Consider the following 19,486-nt stretch of genomic DNA (forward strand, 5'->3'; position numbering starts at 1 on the left):
ACGCAGAAAGCGCCCTCCGCCTGGACCGAGGTGGCTGAGCCGGCCGTGCGCACGGTCCGCCTCGTGGCGGTCATCCGGTGGTCAGGTCGAACGACTCCCAGAGGCCGATCGCGGTGCGGTTGGCTGTCAGAGGGGCGGCTCCGCCGTTCTCCGCGCAGACATACCGACTGTTGGCCTGGGCTCGCAGGCTGACGGTGCCGTCGGTGTTGTTCACGCGCTGGAAGGTCTCCCAGAGGCCGATCGCGGTGCGGTTGGCGATGAGTGGGTCGGCTCCGGCGTTCTCCGCGCAGACGTACTGGCCGTTCGCGTGGGACCGCAGTGCGAGTGCGCCGTTCCCGAGGTCGATCAGATCGAAGCGCTCCCCGGCGCCGATCGTCGTGCGGTTGGCGGTCAGCGCGGACGAACCGCTGGTTCCGGCGCTCACGTACTGGTTGTTGGCCCGGGCACGGAGACTGACGACCGGGACGGGACGAGGAGACAGCTGGTACGTGGTGCCCGCGGCGGCGTCGAAGGAGATCAGGGTGGGCTCCACCCGCTGCACGGACACCGCTTGGCCACCCGCCGACACATCGACCGGGACAGTGGTGCGGACCCGGACGGTGCCGGTGTGCCGGGGGCGCAGGGTGGCCTGGGCGATCACCCCGTCGGCCCAGGTGATGCCGACGGTGTGGCCTCCTCTGGCCACCAGACCGGTGACCTGGCCGCCGGGGAGTTCGGGGGGCAGCGCGGGCAGCAGCTGGACTTCGCCGGCGTGGGATTGCAGCAGCCATTCGGCGATGCCCGCGGTGGCGCCGAAGTTGCCGTCGATCTGGAAAGGGGGGTGCAGACAGAACAGGTTGGGAGCGGTGCGGTCCGGTGTCAGCTGGTCGCGCAGCAGTTTGTACGAGCGGCGGCCGTCCTCCAGCCGGGCCCAGAAGTTGATCTTCCACGCGAGGGACCAGCCGGTGCCGGCGTCGCCGCGCCGTTCCAGGGTGGTGCGGGCCGCCTGAGCCAGGGACGGGGTGCCGCGGACCGTGATCTGGTTGCTGGGGTGCAGGCCGTACAGGTGCGAGACGTGCCGGTGGGTCTGTTCGGGGGCGCCGGCGTCCCAGTCGGCCTGCCACTCCTGGATCTGCCCTTGGGCACCGACCTTGATGGGTGCCAGTCGGCCGCGCAGTGCCAGCACCCGGCTGCGGAAGTCCGCGTCGGTGCCCAGCAGCGTCGAGGCGTCGGCGACCGCCTGGAAGAGATCGCGCAGGATCTGCATGTCCATGGTGGGGCCGGCGCAGACCGAGACACCCCCGTGATGGGAGTTCTCCGGGGAGTTGGACGGGCAGGTGACCATGTAGCCGGTGCCCGGATCCTGGACGAGGGTGTCGTGGAAGAACTGCGCGGCTCCCTTGAGGACCGGGTAGCGTCGACGCAGTGCGTCCAGGTCGCCGGTGAAGCGGTAGTGCTCCCAGATGTGCAGCGCCATCCAGGCGCCACCGGTCTGCCACATGCCCCACAGCGCGCCGTCCACCGGTGCGGTGCCACGCCATCCGTCGGTGTTGTGGTGGGTGACCCAGCCACCGGCGCCGTACTGAAGCCGGGCGGTTCGCGCTCCGGCGACGGACAGGTCGTCCAGCATCCGCAGGACCGGTTCCGTCATCTCGGCGAGGTTGGTCGGGCCGGCAGGCCAGTAGTTCATCTCGGTGTTGATGTTGACGGTGTACTTCGAGCTCCACGGCGGGCGGAGCGCGTCATTCCAGATGCCTTGGAGGTTGGCCGGCTGGCTGCCGGGCCGGGAGGAGGAGATCAGCAGGTACCGGCCGAACTGGAAGAAGAGCGTGATCAGTTGCGGGTCGTTGCCCGTCCCGAAGCCGGAGACCCGCTGGTCGGTGGGCAGGTCGGCCGCCGAGGAGGTGCCCAGATCCAGACCGGTCCGGCCGAAGTACTGCTGGTGGTCGGCCACATGGCGGGACCGCAGCTGGTCGTAGGGCTGGGCGGCCGCGGCGGCCAGGGGGGTGAGCGCACGGCTGTTCTGGTCGGCGTTCAGGTCCGTGTAGGAGTTGTGGTTGGTGCCGATCGAGATCAGCAGGGTCACGGCGTCGGCGTTGCTGACGTTCAGGGTGCCGTTCGAGCTGCTGACCGAGCCGCCGGTGGCGCGCACGGTCGCCAGCGCGCGGAACCGTATCCGGCCGGTGAGCCCGCTCACGCTCTCGCCGGAGCCGTCCAGCGCGATGGTCCGCGGGTCGGGCGAGTTACGGGAACTGGACTGAGGGCTGTCGAAGGTCGCCGAGAACGAGACGCGCCCGGTGGTGTCGGCGGTCAGCCGGACCACGATCACCTGGTCGGCTCCGCTGGCGAAGACCTCCCTGGTGTGGGTGACGCCGTCGCGGGTGTAGCGGGTGAGGGCGACGGCGGTGGTCAGGTCGAGCTCGCGGTGGTAGCCGGTGGCCGTCCCGCCGGAGGGGAAGGTCAGCCGCAGACTGCCCACCGTCTGGTACGGCATCTGGCCCAGCGGCGTGCCCATGAAGGTGCTGTCGATCAGCGACTGGGCGCCGGACCAGTCGCCCGCGAACACCCGGCGTCTGATCTCCGGCAGGTTGGCCAGGCCGCTGGAGTTCGCCGGGTCGTAGGGGCCACCGCCCCAGACCGTGTCCTCGTTGAGTTGAAGCTGTTCGCTCTGCACACCGCCGAAGACCATGGCGCCGAGCCTGCCGTTGCCGATCGGCAGCGCCCGGAGCCATTCGCTCGCCGCGCTCGTGTACCACAGGCGCAGCGGGCCCGCGGCCAGGGGCCGGTCGGCCTCGGCCGAGGCGTCGGCGGGAGAGGCAGCGTGCGCGGTCGTGGCGGAGCCGGCGCCGGTGAGGGCACCAGCGGCCACGCCCGCGGCGGAGAGGGCCAGGAAATGTCTGCGATTCGTGTCAGGAGTCATGAGGTGCCCCTGGGTCGGGACGCCGCGGAACGGCGCCGGGAAGAGGGGGGTGACCGGGTCGCCCGAGTTCCGGTCGGCTGCCGTGGACGGGCCGTCGGGGAAGAGGAGTCCGCGAAGCGCCGGTCAGCCGTTGGTGAGGTCGAACGACTCGGAGGGGCCGATCGTGGTGCGGTTGGCGATGAGCGGGGCGTTGGCGGCGCTGACGTACTGGTTGTTGGCCTGTGCGCGCAGGCTGGTGGTGCCGTCGGGGTTGTTCACGCGCTGGAAGGTCTCCCAGGGTCCGATGGCGGTGCGGTTGGCGATGAGCGCGCTGGCGCCGGCGTTCTCGGCGCAGACGTAGCGGCCGTTGACGCGGGCGCGTAGTGCGACGGCGCCTGCGCCGAGGTCGAGCAGGTCGAATCGTTCCCAGTCGCCGATGGCGGTGCGGTTGGCGACGAGTGGGTCGGCTCCGGCGTTCTCCGCGCAGACATACTGGTTGTTGGCCCGGGAGCGGAGGCTGACCACAGGTGTCGGGTTGGTGGTGGCCTGGGCGGCCAGTTCGAAGCGTGCGACGCGTACGGTGCCGCCGAGGGCCTGGGTGGCGTGGTTGAAGAGGGCGAAGCGGTAGCCCATGAAGAACTGCCAGTCGTTCTTGAGGGTGAAGCCGGGGCCGAGGCGGGTGTAGTTGGCGCCGTCGGTGCTGTAGGAGAAGAGGGCCTGGCGGCCGGCACCTGGGCGGATGTCTGCGGTGGCGCGCAGCCAGACGCGGCCGCCGGAGACGGTGGTGCCGGCGACTTCGGTACCGGTGTTCGTGGTGTTCCAGTTGTTGTCCATGGTGATGTTGTTGACCATCACCACTCTGGTGGTGCCGTTGTCGCGTTTGATGCCGATCCAGGCGGAGGAGTCGCGCAGGAGGGCGAGTCCGGTGCGGTCGCCGTCCCGCATCGCGGAGTAGTCGAGTGTGACGGTGGCGGTGGAGGTGGGGCCCTGGATCCGGTGGGTGAGGGTGTTGCGGGCCGAGTAGAGGTCGCTGGTGACGGTGGCGGTCCGCAGGGTGAGTCCGTTGTCGACGGTGTACTTGGTGGTGTCCGGGTTGTGGTTCCACTCCCACTTCGGTGTGAGGGTGGTGCCGTCGAAGGTGTCGACGCCGGTGAGGGGTTCGACCTGGCGGGGTGGTGGAGGGAGGCTTGGAGCGGCGTAGGTGGTGCCCCAGGCGCCGTTGACGAGCTGCAGTTGCGGCCAGCCGTCCGAGGTCCAGGTGATGGGGGCGAGGACCGGGACGCGGCCGCCGGGGTAGGCGTCGACGAAGGCCATGTAGTACCACTGGCCGTTCTGGGTCTGTACGAGACCGCCCTGGTGGGGGACGCCGCCGCCGGCGATGGGCCCGGGGAGGTCGAGGAGGAGTTGCCGCAGCGTGTAGGGGCCGAAGGGGCCTGAGGTGGATCTGAGGATGTACTGGCCGTTGGCGGGGCGGGTGAGGAAGATGTAGTAGTTCCCGTTGATCTTGTAGAAGCGGGAGCCCTCCAGGGTTCCGATGCTGGACGGCGTGCTGAAGACCTGCTGCGCGCGGACCTGGGTGCGCGCGTCCGCGGAGAGCTGGGCGACGCTGATCTGGGTGTTGCCGTAGGCCACGTACATGGTGTTGTCGGTGTCGACGAGGAGCCCGGCGTCGTAGTAGGTGGGCAGGGTGGTGTGCCGGGTCCAGGGCCCTTCGACGGCGGAGGCGGTGTAGACGTACGTCTGGGCGAAGTCGATCTGGCCCAGCCAGTAGAAGGTGCTGTTGCCGGGGCGGTAGGCGAGGGACGACGCCCAGACGCCGCGGACGTAGCCGCGCCCGCCGTTGAGGTCGTACTTGGTGCCGAAGTCGAGGCGGGGCAGGGAGTGGCCGGCGAACTCCCAGTTGACCAGGTCGTAGGAGCGCAGGATCGGTGCTCCGGGGGAGTAGTGCATGGTGGAGGCGGAGTAGTAGTAGGTGTCGCCGACGCGGATGATGTCGATGTCCGCGAAGTCCTGCCAGACGACGGGGTTGGTGATCTGCGTCGCGGCGGGCTCGACGGACGGCGCGGCCGCGCCGGTGGACGCGGTGGCGGCGCGGGCTGCCGTGGGGTGGACCAGAGGTGTCGCGGCTGCCGCGGCGAGGCCGGCCGCGGAAGCGAGCACCCTTCTGCGGCTGTGAGGATGGTGGGGCCAGGACATGGGCGGGTGTCTCCTTCGGTTGGCTGGACGGAACACCGGCGGGCTGAGGCGGTGGCGTGGCTCGGGCGGGGCCCGCGGTCCTCACGCGAGCCCGGCTTCCGCCGTGGTGGCGTCGTGGGGAAGGCGGTCGTCGTCCGTGGCCGGTCAGCCGTTGGTGAGGTCGAACGACTCGGAGGGGCCGATCGTGGTGCGGTTGGCGATGAGCGGGGCGTTGGCGGCGCTGACGTACTGGTTGTTGGCCTGTGCGCGCAGGCTGGTGGTGCCGTCGGGGTTGTTCACGCGCTGGAAGGTCTCCCAGGGTCCGATGGCGGTGCGGTTGGCGATGAGCGCGCTGGCGCCGGCGTTCTCGGCGCAGACGTAGCGGCCGTTGACGCGCGCGCGTAGTGCGACGGCGCCTGCGCCGAGGTCGAGCAGGTCGAATCGTTCCCAGTCGCCGATGGCGGTGCGGTTGGCGACGAGTGGGTCGGCTCCGGCGTTCTCCGCGCAGACGTACTGGTTGTTGGCCCGGGAGCGGAGGCTGACGATCTGCCCGGCGGGGAGGGGGGTGAGGACCGCTTCCCAGGTGGTGGTGCTGGTGTTGGAGGTGGCGTCGGCGGGGAGGCGGTCGCGGGCGGCGGTGTCGGCGTAGAGACTCCAGCGCATCCAGTCCACGTAGGTGGCGACGGTCTGGGTGTGGTTGTAGCCGCTCCATATGTACTGGTCGTGGCCGGTGCCGCGGTGGGTGAGGAACGCCTTGGGCGCGGGCAGTTCCCCGTAGGCCTGGCGCGCGGAGGAGTACTGGCAGACGGGGTCCTGATCGCCGTGGACGAACAGGACGTTGGCCGTGACCGTGGTGCTGGGGTTGCCCATGTCGACACAGGCGAAGGGCACGGCGGCGGCTATCCGGCTGTCCGGCCAGGCGGTCAGCAGCCCGTGGGTGGTCATGCCGCCCAGCGAGTGCCCCGCGACGCCGACGCCGGTGGTGGTGTCGAGGTGCCCGGCGAGCGGGTCGCCGGCCGTGGTGTTGAGGGCGAGGGTGTTGGTGATGACCTGGGAGACGTCCATGGACTGGTTTCCGTTGTAGACGTCCTGGATGTTGCCCGAGGTGCCGCTGGAGGTGGTGGGGAAGACGGGGGCGGGGACGACGAATCCGGCCTCGGCCAGGGGCCGGACCAGCGGTGCGTAGCTCTCCGGGTTGCCGCCGAGGCCGTGGCTGAACTCGCAGATGGGGAAGACGCCGTCCGCGACGGGGGCGTTGACGACGGGATTGCCGCCCGGGGTGCCGGTGGCGGGGTAGAAGATCCGGGTGGTCAGCCGACGGCTGCCGCGGCTCCACGCGTACTCCCTCACCCCGATGGCGAAGCGCTGGGTCGGCGCGGCTGCGGGGGCGAGCGGGGATGCCGTTGCCGCGGTGGTGCCGTACGCATGGACGGCGGCCACGGCTCCGGCCGCGCCCAGTCCCAGGAAGGTACGCCTCTTCATGGCCATGTTGTGCTCCTTGTCGGATGGTGCGGGTGGACAGGGGAGTTCCGGGGCGGGGGGTCTGCCAGGAGGCGAGCGGGCCCGCGGGCCCGCGGGGTTGACGCCCCCCGTCGGCGGGAATGCGCCGGCTTCCACCAACGGAGAGCGGAGCCGCCCGGCCGATCGCGTCTGCTCTCACCAGCGGGCAGCCGTATCGGGCGACCGGTTCCCGCAGGGAGAGCGGGTGGTGGCGAGGCCGGGACGGCGGGGGAGCCGGGCGTGGTCGCCGCCGTCCGGGTTCCAGACCCTGGTGGAGGAGCTGGACACTTCAGGGGCCGACGGTCATGGTCCGGTCGGTGGAGCCGGTGTACGCCGGACTCCGTGCGCCGGCGGCGCCGACGAGGCGGAGAGCGCCATGACGCGCCCCGTTGGCCGCGTGCGCGGTCCGGGCGGCGGTGACGTCGTGTGACGGCCTGTGATGCTACCCATGGGATTCCTCTTCTGTGTTCGCGCTGGCGCTGAAGTGCGGAAGGCGGCGATCAGTGGAGGTGTACGGGCGGGCGACGCGTGCTGGTGGACCACGGTCCGGAGCCCAGCCGTGACGGGGGCGGCTCTTGACCGACGCTGTAACCGATGTGAGCAATCGTCTCTTGGGACGTCCCACCGGCCCGCCTGACGACTGTTCGAAATATCGTTCAATGTTCGCCGACCTGAACGGAGAGTAGGTTGGGGCTGACGGGGTGTCAATCGCGGGATGTGGCGCCTTACGGCCACGTTCTGCGCGGCTCTGAGGCGACGTTCGACTGGGTCGCTCCGGAGTGGAGCGTGAGGAGCTACGAAATACCAACGAAACCCGAAGCGGGAGCCGACGGTTCGGGAGGTAGCTACCGGTTTATCGGGCCTCCCGCAGGGTGCCACTTCCGAAACTCAACGAAATCGACCTTCCCGCTCGCTGTCCGAAACTGTTTCCACGCCACAGGTGGCAGGGTCGGGGCTGTTCGGCCAGTCGCGGATATGCGGGATGGCCTGATCGACGATGGCGCGTGGGGCGCCGGAGGACTCGACTGAGGTGCTGCCACCGTTCAGCGATCCGCCTTCCGTTCACCGTTCCGGCGAACGGAATTCACTGTTCCTCCCCAACCGGCTCCTACTTTGACGGGGCCACAGCAAGATCATGCTGGTTTTCGCGGGACGGGGGGTCCGGAATGGTGCGTCGTGCGCGCGGTCGCCGCAGGGCGGGCAGGACATCGGCGACGGTCGTGATCGGCGCGTTGATCGGAGTGACGGCGGCGCTGCTGCCGTCCGTCGCGCCCGCGGCCGAGACGGCGGGGCCGTCGGCGAGACGGGCGGCCACGGCGGCCCGCACGTCCGGGGAACCAGCCGTCGCGGACACCGAGGCGGAGGCGTTCGCGCGGGCCGGGCGCCTGGGCCGGAACGTCGAGGTGCTGTCCCTGCGCGGCGAGTCCAGCGAGGTGTACGCCACCCCCGAGGGCACCCTGGAGGCCCGCGAGTACCTGCGTCCGGTGCACACGCGTGTCGACGGCCGGTGGAAGACCGTCGACACCGGGCTCGCCCCGGTGGGCTCTGGCCCGGACAAGGGCATGGTCGCCCCCGGGGCCGCCGCGGTCGGGCTGGCCTTCTCCGGCGGCGGCGACGGCCCGCTGGTGCGGATGGAGCGCGCCGGACGCGCCCTCGAACTGTCGTGGTCCGGCGACGTACCGGCGCCGCTGCTGGACGGGGACACCGCCACGTATCCCGACATCCTCCCGGACGTGGACCTGCGGCTCGCGGCGCGGCCCGAGGGCTTCACCCAGCTCCTCGTCGTGAAGTCGGCGCGGGCCGCCGCGAGCGAGGAACTGGACGAACTCAGGCTGCGGTTGGGCACGGAGGGCCTGACGACCCGGGAGACGACGAGCGGCGGTCTGGAAGCCGTCGACGAGGGTGCGGGCGGCGTCGTCTTCGAGGCGCCCCGCCCCGTGATGTGGGACTCCAGCACCCGGGAGCCGGAGAAGTCCGCCACCCCCACACAGGCCCTCAGCCCGGCCCCCACCACCCAGGCGCGTAACGCCGCCCTCACCTCGGCCGATCCGCAGGCGGGCGCCGGTGCCGCGGAGTCCGGACGCCTCGCGCCCGTGGACGTCGAGGTGACGTCCGGCGGCGGCGAACTCGTCCTCACCCCGGACCAGGAACTGCTCAGCGGCACCGGAACCGTCTACCCGGTCTACATCGACCCGCAGTGGTACACGCCCCGCGCCTCCGCCTGGACCATGGCCTCCCGGTACTGGGCGAGTTCCCCGCAGTGGAAGTTCAACGGCGACCCGGACGCGGGCCTCGGCTACTGCGGCTGGAACTACTGCAACCCGTACGACGTGAAGCGGCTGTTCTACCAGTTCCCGACCACCAAGTTCGCGGGCCGCAGCATCCTGTCCGCCGAGTTCGTGGTCCGGGAGACCCACGCCGCGTCCTGCCAGGCACGTGAGGTGCAGATCTGGCGCACCAAGGGCATCTCCTCCGCCACCACCTGGAACAGCCAGAACGCCTCCGGCTTCTGGGCCGACCACCTCCAGACCCGCAGCTTCGCCTACGGCTACGACGGCTGCGCCTCGGCCGACGCGGAGTTCAACGTGAGGTCGGCCGTGGCGCAGGCCGCCGCGAACAAGTGGTCCAGCGTCACGTTCGGTCTGCGTGCCACCAGCGAGGACGATCGCTACACCTGGAAGCGGTTCTCCGACGCGGGCTATCTGCGGGTCCAGTACAACCGCCCCCCGCCGAAGATCAGTACCGCCAAGCTCACCATGGACCCCGGCGGCTCCTGCGCGCCCGGCTCCACACCCGCACGGGTGCGGTCCCGCGCGACCGTGCGCGCCAGCGATGTCACCGACCCCGACAACGACCGCATCCAGGTGCAGTTCCGAGCGCTGTGGGACAGCGGTGACGGCTGGAAGCAGCACTGGATCTCGGCCAAGAGCACGGACAAGGCTTCCGGCTCCGACTTCGCCCTGCAACTGCCCACCACCGTCCCGCAGAACAAGGTGGTCGGCTGGCAGGCCCGTGCCTGGGACGGCGGACAGTGGTCGCCGTGGAGCGTGGAGAACGCGCACAGCTGCCACTTCGTCTACGACACCTCCGTGCCCGCCGGTCCGGCGATCAGCTCCGCGCAGTACCCCCGCTCCAACGAAGCCGACCCCAACGATCCCTGGTGGGACGGTGTCGGCCGGTACGGCACGTTCACCGTCGACTCCGCCTCCACGGACGTCACCAAGTACTGGCTGGGCCTCAACGGCCCGCCCACCAGCGGTCGTACGCTGACCACCTCCGGTGGCGCCGCCATGTCGACGAAGATCATGGCGACGAGGACCGGCGTCAACTTCGTCACCGCCAAGGCGTTCGACGCCGCCGGGAACGCCTCGGAGACCCGCACGTACTACTTCCGGGTCCGCGCCGGGCAGCCGGACCGGCTGTCCTGGCAGCTCGACGAGGACCCGGGCGCCGCCCAGGCCGTTGGCGCGGGTGGCGCCTGGCCCGCGTCCGTCAGCGGCGCGAAGCCGGGCGTGGAAGGGGTCTCCGGCAACGGTGTCGCCTTCGACGGTGTCGACGACTACGCCGCCACCGACTCGCCGGTGCTCAACACCGGCAAGAGCTTCTCGGTGTCGCTGTGGGCGAAGCTGCCCAGTGAGCACCCCTCCACCCCGCAGGCCGCGCTCAGCCAGTCGGGCGCGGAGCTGAGCGGGTTCGAGATCTACTACTCCACCGCCCTGGGCGGCTGGGCCTTCCTGCGGCACTCCGAGGACACCGCCACCGGCGCCACGGTGACCCGGGCGATCCAGCCCGCCTGCCCGGCCGGTGACACCGCGTGCGTGGCGGCCCGGCACGACCGCTGGACCCACCTCGTCGGCGTCTTCGACAACCCCGGCCAGGTACTCAGGCTGTATGTGGACGGCAACCTCGTCGCCACCACGCCCTTCACCGGTCCCTGGGACGCGCGGGGCCGCACCATCCTCGGTGCCGCCTCCCACTACGGCGCCATGGACGACCACTTCACGGGCTCCCTCGACGACGTGCGGCTCTTCGACTACCAGCTCACCGGCGGACAGGTGGCCCAGCTCCACGAGCGGCAGCCGGTGGACACCGGCCGCCCCGCGAAGCTGGTGTTCCCGCTCGACGAGACCGCGGACTCCGGCACGCTGACCGGCCGCGGCCAGCGGGTCACCGCCCAGCTGAAGAACGGCACCACGGCCGGGGCCCCCGGCGTCCGGGGCCGCGCGCTCACCTTCGACGGCGTCGACGACTACGCCACCTCCGGCCGCCCGGTCCTGGACACCTACCAGAGCTTCACGGTGTCCGCCTGGGCGAAGCTGCCCGAGGACAAGGACGTCCGCGCGATGACGGTCGTCTCGCAGAGCGGCGGCATGGTGCCGGGCTTCGAGCTGTACCACTCCTCCGCGCTCGGCGGCTGGGTGTTCCTGCGCAAGCAGAGCGACTCGACCGAGGCGGGCGTGGTCCGCGCCGTCCAGACCGCCTGCCCGGAGAACATCCACTGCGCGGCGGCCCGCCTCGGTGAGTGGAACCACGTCGTCGCCGTCTACGACATCGACGTCGCCCAGATGCGGCTGTACGTCAACGGCCGGCTGGAGGGCACCGCCGCCTTCACCACACCCTGGCTGGGGAACGGCGAGGTCACTCTCGGCGCCGCCTCCTACCAGGGCAGCACGGTCAGCCCGTTCCGGGGCGCGCTGGACGATGTCCGGCTGTACGACCGCGCCGTCTCCGACGACGAGGTGCGCCAGCTCTTCAGGCGGCACCCGGTGGTCAAGAGCCGCTGGAAGTTCGAGACCGCGTCCACGACGACCCCGCCGGTCACCCCGGATGCCGGTCCCGCCGGTGCGGGCCTCAGCCTCTACAACGGCGCGGCGGTCGGCGGCGGCTGGGTGGACGGAGGTCTCACCCTCGACGGCGTGAACGACTACGCCGCCACCGCGAGCGGCACGGTGCCCGTCGACACCTCCGCCAGCTTCACCGTCAGCGCGTTCGCCCAGACCGCAGGCGTCCCGGCCGGTGAGGTCGCCCTGCTCAGCGCGCCCGGCACCAGCCGCGACGCCCTGTCGGTGCGGTACGTGCCCGCCGAGACGCCCGGCACCGGTGGCGGCAGCTGGCGGATCACGACCGGGGACGCCGACGCCGCCACAGCGGTCTCGGCGCAAGTGGAGAACGGGCGGTTCTACAGCCCCGAGGACTGGACGCACCTGGCGCTGGTCTACGACGGCTTCGCCCGCCAGCTGCGGCTCTACGTCAACGGCGAACTGGAAGAGGTCGCCTGCGCGGACGCCGACGACGACGGCGTGCCCGACGTCACGGGCTGCGCCGACCGGGTGTCGTACGCCGACAACGTCGTGACCTTCAAGGCGGTCCAGTCGCTCCAGGTCGGCCGGGACCGAGGGGGCGCGTACTTCCCCGGTGCCGTCTCGGACGTGTGGACGTTCCAGGGCGTCCTGGACGACGCGCAGATCGAGAGCCTCGCGGTCGGCCAGCCGGGCACCCACACGACCGTCCCCGGCAACGACTGACCAGCGCCATCCCATCCCACCGCACCGCCCCGACCGCCCACTCGACGAAGGACGAGGATGAACGGTAGTCCGCGGACGCGAGTCCGTGCCCTGCGCCGCCGCGTCGCCCTGGCCTCGGCCACGGTCATGATCGGCACGTTGCTCCAGGCCGTGGCCCAGCCCGCCTCGGTCGCGGCTGACCGTGGCACCGGCCGTCCTGGCCTGCCCGCGTCGGAGAAGCCGGTCGCGGTGTCACCGGTCCCGGTCACCCCGCGGACGGTCACCAAGGGCCCGCGCACCCCGGTCGAGCGCCCACGTGCAGCCTGGCCGAAGCCGGGTGCGGCGACGGTGGAGGTGCCTGAGGGCTCCTCGTCGGTCGTGCGGGCGAAGGGGCTGCCGCTGGCGGTGGGCGGCACCCGGGCGCCGGAGGCGGTCCGGGCCCGTGTCCTCGGCCGCGAGGCGGCCGAACGCGTGGGTGCGGACGGGCCGGTGTTCACGCTGGAGGCCACGGGGGAGAACCCGGCCCACGCGAAGAGCACGGTCCGCGCCCGCCTGGACTACTCCTCCTTCGCCGAGGCGTTCGGCGGCGGCTACGCCGACCGGTTGCGGCTGGTGGAGCTGCCCGCCTGCGCGCTCACGACCCCGGTGAAGGCGGCCTGCCGTGCGGCGGAGCCGGTCGAGACGGTCAACGACAGCGAGCGGCAGACGCTCACCGCCGCGAAGGTCACCCTGAAGGCCTCCGGCGCCACCGTCCTGGCCGCCGTCGCCGACGACGCGAGCATGGGCGGCGACTACAAGGCGACCCCGCTGTCGCCGTCGGCGCAGTGGAGCACCAGCCTGAACACCGGCGACTTCGCCTGGTCGTACGGCATGAGGGTGCCGGACGTGCCGGGCGGGCTGCTGCCCAGCGTCGGGCTGTCGTACTCCTCGGGGTCCGTCGACGGCCGGACCGGGAACAGCAACAACCAGGGGTCCTGGGCCGGTGACGGGTTCGACCTGTGGCCGGGGTTCATCGAGCGGCGCTACAAGTCCTGCGACGAGGACGGGGTCGAGCACGCCGACGGCGGGAAGCCGGGTGATCTGTGCTGGGCGTACGACAACGCGTTCGTCTCGTTCAACGGCAAGGGCGGCGAGCTGGTGCCGACCGGCACCGACACGTTCCGGCTGCGTGACGACGACGGCACGAAGGTGCAGCGGTTGTACGGTGCCGACACCACGGCGCGCGGCAACGGCGCTCGTGACGACGAGTACTGGAAGGTCACGACGCCTGACGGGGTCGTCTACTACTTCGGCTACCACCGGCTGCCCGGCTGGGCGAACGGCAAGGAGACCACCGACTCGGTGTGGACGGCGCCGGTCTTCGGCGACGACGCGAACGAGCCCTGCCACGCCGCCGCGTTCGCGGACTCCTGGTGCCAGCAGGGCTGGCGCTGGAACCTGGACTACGTCGTCGACCCGCGCGGCAACGCGATCGCCTACTACTACGACAAGGAGTGGAACCACTACGGCCGCGACCTGGACGAGGAGGCCAACACCCCGTATGTGCGCGGCGGTTTCCTCGACCGGATCGAGTACGGCCTGCGGTCGGGGAGCGTGTACTCGGCGCAGGCGCTGGGCAAGGTCGACTTCACCAGCGCCGAGCGGTGTCTGCCGGACGCGAGCACGACCTGCGCGGACATCGGCGCGGACGCCTTCCACTGGTACGACACTCCCTGGGACCTGAACTGCGCGGCGGACGCGGTCTGCGACCAGGGGCGGCTCTCCCCGGTGTTCTTCACCCGCAAGCGGCTCACGTCCGTCACCACCCAGGTCCTGAAGTCGGGTTCCTACACGGACGTGGACTCCTGGCAGCTCACGCACCGCTGGGGCATGGCCGACACCGACTACCAGCTGCTGCTGGACTCCGTGCGGCGCACCGGCCGCAGCGCCACACCGGCGGTCACCCTGCCGAAGACGACCTTCGGGTACGTCCAGCTCGCCAACCGCCTCGACCGCACCGGCGACGGGTTCGCCCCGTTCATCAAGGAGCGCCTGGCGACCGTCGCCGACGAGGCGGGCGGCCAGATCGACGTCGGCTACTCGGCACCCGTCTGCGACGCGAGCGCCCTGCCGACCCCGCAGACCAACACCAGCCGCTGCTTCCCGCAGTACATCGGGGGCAGCTCCACCGACGACCCGGACCTGCACTGGTTCAACAAGTACGTCACCTCCACCGTCACCCTCACCGACCGCACCGGCGGCGCCCCTGACCAGGTCACCTCCTACGCGTACCTGGACGGCGCGGCCTGGCACTACGACGACGATGACGGGCTGACCAAGGAGAAGGAGAAGACCTGGTCGCAGTGGCGTGGTTACGGCCACGTCCGGGTGAAGACCGGTGGACAGGGCGGGGCGGCGGCGATGCGGTCGCAGACCGACACCTACTACCTGCGCGGCATGGACGGCGACCGCCTCGCGCCCAGCGGCGGCACCAAGTCGGTCAGCGTCAGCCTGGGCACCGGTGAGGGCGACCCGATCACCGACCACGAGTCCGCGGCCGGGTTCGCCTACAAGACGGTCCGGTTCTCCGGTCCGGGCGGACAGGTGCTCGGCAAGACCGTCGAGCGGCCCTGGCACCACGAGACGGCGAGGAAGACCCGCTCCTGGGGCACGGTGACGGCCAACCTCACCGGCACCGCCCAGACCCGCACCTGGACCTCCCTCGACGACGGCGCGGGCACCAGGTGGCGCACGACCACGGTGTCGAACTCCTTCGACACCGTCGCCGGACGCCTCACCCAGACCGACGACCGCGGCGACGACACCACCACCGCCGACGACCGCTGCACCCGCACCGGCTACCCGGCCTCCGGCGTGATCCTCGCCCTGCCCAGCCGCGTGGAGACGGTCGCCAGGAACTGCGCCACCACCCCGGACCGCACCAAGGACGTCATCTCCGACCTGCGCACCGCCTACGACGGTCTCGCCTACGACGCCGCGCCGACCAAGGGCAACCCGACCGCGACCGCGGTCCTGGAGTCCCACGACGGCACGAAGGCCACCTACACCGAGAGCGGCGCCACCTACGACTCCTACGGTCGCAAGCTCACCTCCACCGACCTCACCGGCACCGTCACCGCGGTCTCCGGCACCCTGACCCGCACCGCGCGCACGGACGGCCGTACCACCACCACCGCCTACACCCCGGCCACCGGCTTCCCCACCTCCGCCAAGGTCACCACACCGCCCGCGACACCGGGGGACAGCACCACCGCGCAGTCCACGACCACCACCAACGACCCGGCCCGCGGCGTGCCGCTGAGCCAGACCGACACCAACGGCAAGGTCACCAACCTCGCCTACGACGCGCTCGGCCGCACCACCAAGGTGTGGCTCGCCGACCGCTACACCAGCGACACCCCGACCTACGAGTACACCTACCGGGTCGCCGAGAACAGCCCGGTCGCCGTCGGCACCAAGACCCTCGGCAACAACGGCGCCCAGCGCACCTCCTACGTCCTCTACGACGGCTTCCTGCGCCCCCGCCAGTCCCAGGAGCCCGGACCCGACGGCGGACGCCTGCTCACCGACACCTTCTACGACGAACGCGGCCTGACCGCCCAGGAGTTCCTGCCCTACTACGCCACCACCGCACCCTCCACCACCCTGGTCGAGCCGGACGACGCGCTCGGCGTCGAAACCCAGAACCGCTACACCTACGACGGCCTCGGACGGCAGACCGAGCACCGGCAGATCTCCGGCAACGGCGACGGCGGCCAAGTCCTCAACACCACCCGCACCCTCTACGGCGGCGACCGCACCACCGTCATCCCCCCGACCGGCGGCACCGCCCTGACCACCCTCACCGACGCCCGCGGCCAGACCACCGAGCTGCGCCAGCACCACCAGCGCACCGCGGACGCCGCGTACGACACCACCACCTACGGCTTCACCCCGGCCGGGGCGCTGTCCAAGGTGACCGACCCGGCGGGCAACGAGTGGGGCTACGAGTACGACCTCCTCGGCCGCATGACACTGGCCAAGGACCCCGACAAGGGCACCACCCGGTACTCCTACGACGACCGCGGCCAGCTCACCTCCACCGCCGACGCCGAGAACCACACCCTCGTCAACATCTACGACGGCCTCGGCCGCCGCACGGAACTGCGCTCCGGGACCGCCACCGGCCCCCTGCGCGCCAAGTGGACGTACGACACGGTCACCGGCGCCAAGGGCTACCTGGCCGAAGCCACCCGCTACGCCGACGACGGACTGGCGTACACCTCCAAGGTGGTCGCCTACGACCGCCTCTACCGCCCGCAACGCACCTCCGTCACCATCCCCGCCTCCACCGCCAACACCGGCCTGTCCGGCACCTACCTGTCCACCACCACCTACAAGGAGTCCGGCCAGGTCGCCGGGGTGGGCCTGCCCAAGGCGGGCGCTCTGGCCGCGTCGACCGTGGTCTACAGCTACGCCGACGACACCCTCTGGCCCGTCGCCGTGGACGGCCGCGAGGGGGTCAAGGCCGCCACGTCGTACAGCCTGACGGGGAAGCCTCTGCAGTACGAACTGTCCAACGCGGGCGGCAAGAAGACCTGGGTCACCAACGAGTACGAGCCCGGCACCCAACGCCTGGCGTACACCCGCGTCGACCGCGAAGGCGTCGCGGGCGTCGACCAGGCGTCCACCTTCCGCTACGACGAGGCGGGCAATGTCCTGTCGGTGTCGGACACCTCCCGCTCCGGCACGGACACCCAGTGCTTCGACTACGACTACCTGCGCCGTCTGAAGGAGGCGTGGACCCAGCCGACCACGGCCTGCGCCGACGCCCCGAGCGCCACGGTCCTCGGCGGCCCGGCCCCGTACTGGACGTCCTACGGCTACGACAAGACCGGCAACCGCAGCACCGAGGTCCAGCACGACGTCACCGGTGACACCGCCAAGGACGTCAGCAGCACCTACGCCTACCCGGCCCCGGGCGCGACCGCGGTCCGCCCGCACGGCCTGAAGACGGTCACCCGCACCGGACCCGGCATCACCTCCGGCGACACCTACACCTACGACGACACCGGCAACACCGACACCCGCACGCTTGGCGACGGCACCAGCCAGGACCTCGACTGGGACGCCGAAGGCCGCCTCACCAAGGTCACCGAGCCGGTGGAGGGCGGCTCACCCAAGGTCACCAGCTACCTCTACGACGCCGACGGCAACCGCCTCATCGCCCGCACCCCGACCGAGACCACCCTGTACCTCGGCGGCACGGAGATCACGGTCGCCAAGGGCACCACCACCCCGAAGGCCACCCGCTACCTCGACCTCGGCGGCGGCCACCTCGCCGTGCAGGCCGACGACGGCACGGTCTCCTTCACCACCGCCGACCACCACGGCACCGCCCTGCTCGCCATCGACGCGGCCACCCAGGAACTCAGCCAGCGCCGCACCCTGCCCTTCGGCGGCGTCCGCGGCGAGGAACCCGTCAACTGGCCCGGCACCAAGGGCTTCGTCGGCGGCACCCAGGACGCGGCCACGGGCCTGACCCACCTCGGAGCCCGCGAGTACGACCCCACCACGGGCCGCTTCCTCTCGGTCGACCCGATCATGGACCTGACCGACCCGCAGCAGATCAACGGCTACACCTACGGCAACAACAATCCCCTCACCTTCTCCGACCCCTCGGGCCTGTACTGCGACGGCTGCAGCATCAACAACCCGGACTCCGCCTGGGCGCCCGACAAGCACAACGGACCCGGCTGCACGACGTACGCCTGCTACGACAACCAGGGCGACGTCTCCTACTACACCAACGGCTCCGGCAACTCCGGCTCGGCCAAGAAGTCCACGCAGTCCCCCTCGAAGACGATCAACGTCACCGAGAAGAAGGACGGCGTCTACATCGAGAACGTCCGCGTCCTGACCGCGAAGGAACTGGCGGCGCAGTTCCCCCAGTACGACGAGGCGGAGCGGGTGGAGGCGTGGGCGAAGCGCAAGTGCTTCGACCGCGAGGGCGTCGAGGCGTTCTGCGGCGCCGCCGAGGCGCTGGGCCTGCTCCAGTACGACCAGACCCTCTTCGACAAGATCGTCGTGGCGCTGGTCGCCCCCGACTTCGACGCCTGGAAGAGCTGCCTGAGCGGCGACAGCGTCAAGGCGTGCGGCTCGGCCGCGCTCGACCTGCCATGGGCGCGGGTGTTCAAGGGCGCGAAGGTCCTCAAAGCCTGCAACAGCTTCGTTCCCGGCACAGAAGTCCTGATGGCGGACGGCACGACCAAACCCATCGAGGACGTCGACGTCGGCGACGAGATCCTGGCGACGGACCCGGAGACGGGCCGGACCGAGGTCAAGACGGTCACCGCGGAGATCACCGGCGAGGGCCTCAAACACCTGGTGACCCTCACGCTCACCATCGACGGCGAGCGGGTCATCCTCACCGCGACCGACGGCCACCCGCTCTGGGTGCCCGACCTCGGCGCCTGGGTCGACGCGGGCCTGCTCACCCCGGGCCAGCGACTGCGCACCGCGTCCGGCAAGTCGGCCCGCATCACCACCGTCCACCACACCATCCGCCCGGCCCGCGTCCACAACCTGACCGTCGCGGACCTGCACACGTACTATGTGCTCGCGGGACAGACACCGGTCCTGGTTCACAACAGCAACTGTGATCTTCCTGAGGGCTACACCTCCTCTCCCGCATTGAAGGGTGACCCCTATCATCCTGATTCGGTAGCCGCGCGCAGTGCGCAGAACCGAGAACTTTACGCCGGTACGCTAAGGGATCGCGCGGGAGCTCTGGGGTACAACAGGAGAATTGCGCCCCAAAAGGCGCCGTTCAACTCGCACGGACAAGACGTATTCTTCAACGGCAAGAACTACATCACTCCCGATGTCGATGGGCACAACGTGTCTGGGGGCTGGAAGGTATTCAGCCGTCGAGGCGACAGGATTGGCACCTATGATGCAGATCTCAACTACATCAAGAACTGACGCGTTCTCTATCGAGGTTGCATCGGATCGGCCTCCGGCCGCCTTGCTCCAAGAGGCCGGAGCGACCGGCAGGATCACTGTTGGTGACTTCGCGGAGTCGTTCTACATGGATCTGTCCTACTGGAGCATCGAGGAGTACCAGCGTAGTTGGCGCGATTCGCTTCAGGTGATTTTCGAAGGGAAAGAAAGGGACTCCTGTCTCGTTGCTTCGATCACCAATCCGGAAGCCAGCAATTTCATCTTCTGTTGGCCGCTTTATAGGCGAGGGGAAGATGTGATTATCCAGAACTCGATCATCTTCCTGGATGAGCTGGAGAGGGATTTCGACCCTCTTGAGCCGTGGTCCTCAGTAAGGTCACGACTCACTGTCGATGAAGACGGAAATTCCATCTCCGAATGGCGGACCAGCGTCTCGGCGGTACGTGAGTTCCTGGGTGGGTGCCAAGGTTCGTAGTCGTTCAACTCG

General features: G+C 70.4%; 5 protein-coding genes and 1 pseudogene. 3 read left to right on the forward strand and 3 right to left on the reverse strand.

Translation table 11 applies throughout. From position 1 onward, the window contains the following. Window positions 1–70 precede the first annotated feature (70 nt). The 3 genes and pseudogenes from ABZ659_RS03020 to ABZ659_RS03030 all read right to left on the reverse strand — a co-directional run bounded on the left by ABZ659_RS03020 (window position 71) and on the right by ABZ659_RS03030 (window position 6,541). The gene (locus tag ABZ659_RS03020; protein WP_360212765.1) at window positions 71–2,899 is read right to left on the reverse strand and encodes a glycoside hydrolase N-terminal domain-containing protein; all 2,829 of its coding nucleotides are present in this window, start codon (window positions 2,897–2,899) and stop codon (window positions 71–73) included. A 531-nt stretch (window positions 2,900–3,430) separates the two neighbouring features. Next, window positions 3,431–5,074: pseudogene (locus ABZ659_RS03025) on the reverse strand (glycoside hydrolase 43 family protein); the annotation flags it as partial. A 144-nt stretch (window positions 5,075–5,218) separates the two neighbouring features. Next, a complete protein-coding gene (locus tag ABZ659_RS03030; protein ID WP_360212767.1) occupies window positions 5,219–6,541 on the reverse strand; it encodes an alpha/beta hydrolase in 1,323 nt (440 codons plus the stop codon). 1,232 nt (window positions 6,542–7,773) lie between these two features. On the opposite strand from ABZ659_RS03030, the gene ABZ659_RS03035 reads away from it, so the two are divergent. Genes ABZ659_RS03035 through ABZ659_RS03045 form a run of 3 tightly spaced genes read left to right on the forward strand, consistent with a single transcriptional unit; the run spans window position 7,774 to window position 19,474 of the window. After that, a complete protein-coding gene (locus ABZ659_RS03035; protein WP_360212769.1) occupies window positions 7,774–12,078 on the forward strand; it encodes a LamG-like jellyroll fold domain-containing protein in 4,305 nt (1,434 codons plus the stop codon). 57 nt (window positions 12,079–12,135) lie between these two features. Continuing rightward, on the forward strand, window positions 12,136–19,020 hold the full coding sequence (locus ABZ659_RS03040) for a polymorphic toxin-type HINT domain-containing protein (protein WP_360212771.1): 6,885 nt from the start codon (window positions 12,136–12,138) through the stop codon (window positions 19,018–19,020). Next, the gene (locus ABZ659_RS03045) at window positions 18,989–19,474 is read left to right on the forward strand and encodes a hypothetical protein (RefSeq protein WP_360212773.1); all 486 of its coding nucleotides are present in this window, start codon (window positions 18,989–18,991) and stop codon (window positions 19,472–19,474) included. Before ABZ659_RS03040 ends, ABZ659_RS03045 begins: the two co-directional genes overlap by 32 nt. The last annotated feature ends 12 nt before the right edge of the window (window positions 19,475–19,486 follow it).

Origin of the sequence: Streptomyces sp. NPDC006997, from assembly GCF_040635175.1 — a bacterium.
Lineage (GTDB): Bacteria > Actinomycetota > Actinomycetes > Streptomycetales > Streptomycetaceae > Streptomyces.

What these genes read in the sequence shown, in the direction of transcription:
- ABZ659_RS03030 (WP_360212767.1), bottom strand. Translation starts at nt 6,541, where the DNA reads ATGGCCATGAAGAGGCGTACCTTCCTGGGACTGGGCGCGGCCGGAGCC.
- ABZ659_RS03040 (WP_360212771.1), top strand. Translation starts at nt 12,136, where the DNA reads ATGAACGGTAGTCCGCGGACGCGAGTCCGTGCCCTGCGCCGCCGCGTC.
- ABZ659_RS03020 (WP_360212765.1), bottom strand. Translation starts at nt 2,899, where the DNA reads ATGACTCCTGACACGAATCGCAGACATTTCCTGGCCCTCTCCGCCGCG.
- ABZ659_RS03045 (WP_360212773.1), top strand. Translation starts at nt 18,989, where the DNA reads ATGATGCAGATCTCAACTACATCAAGAACTGACGCGTTCTCTATCGAG.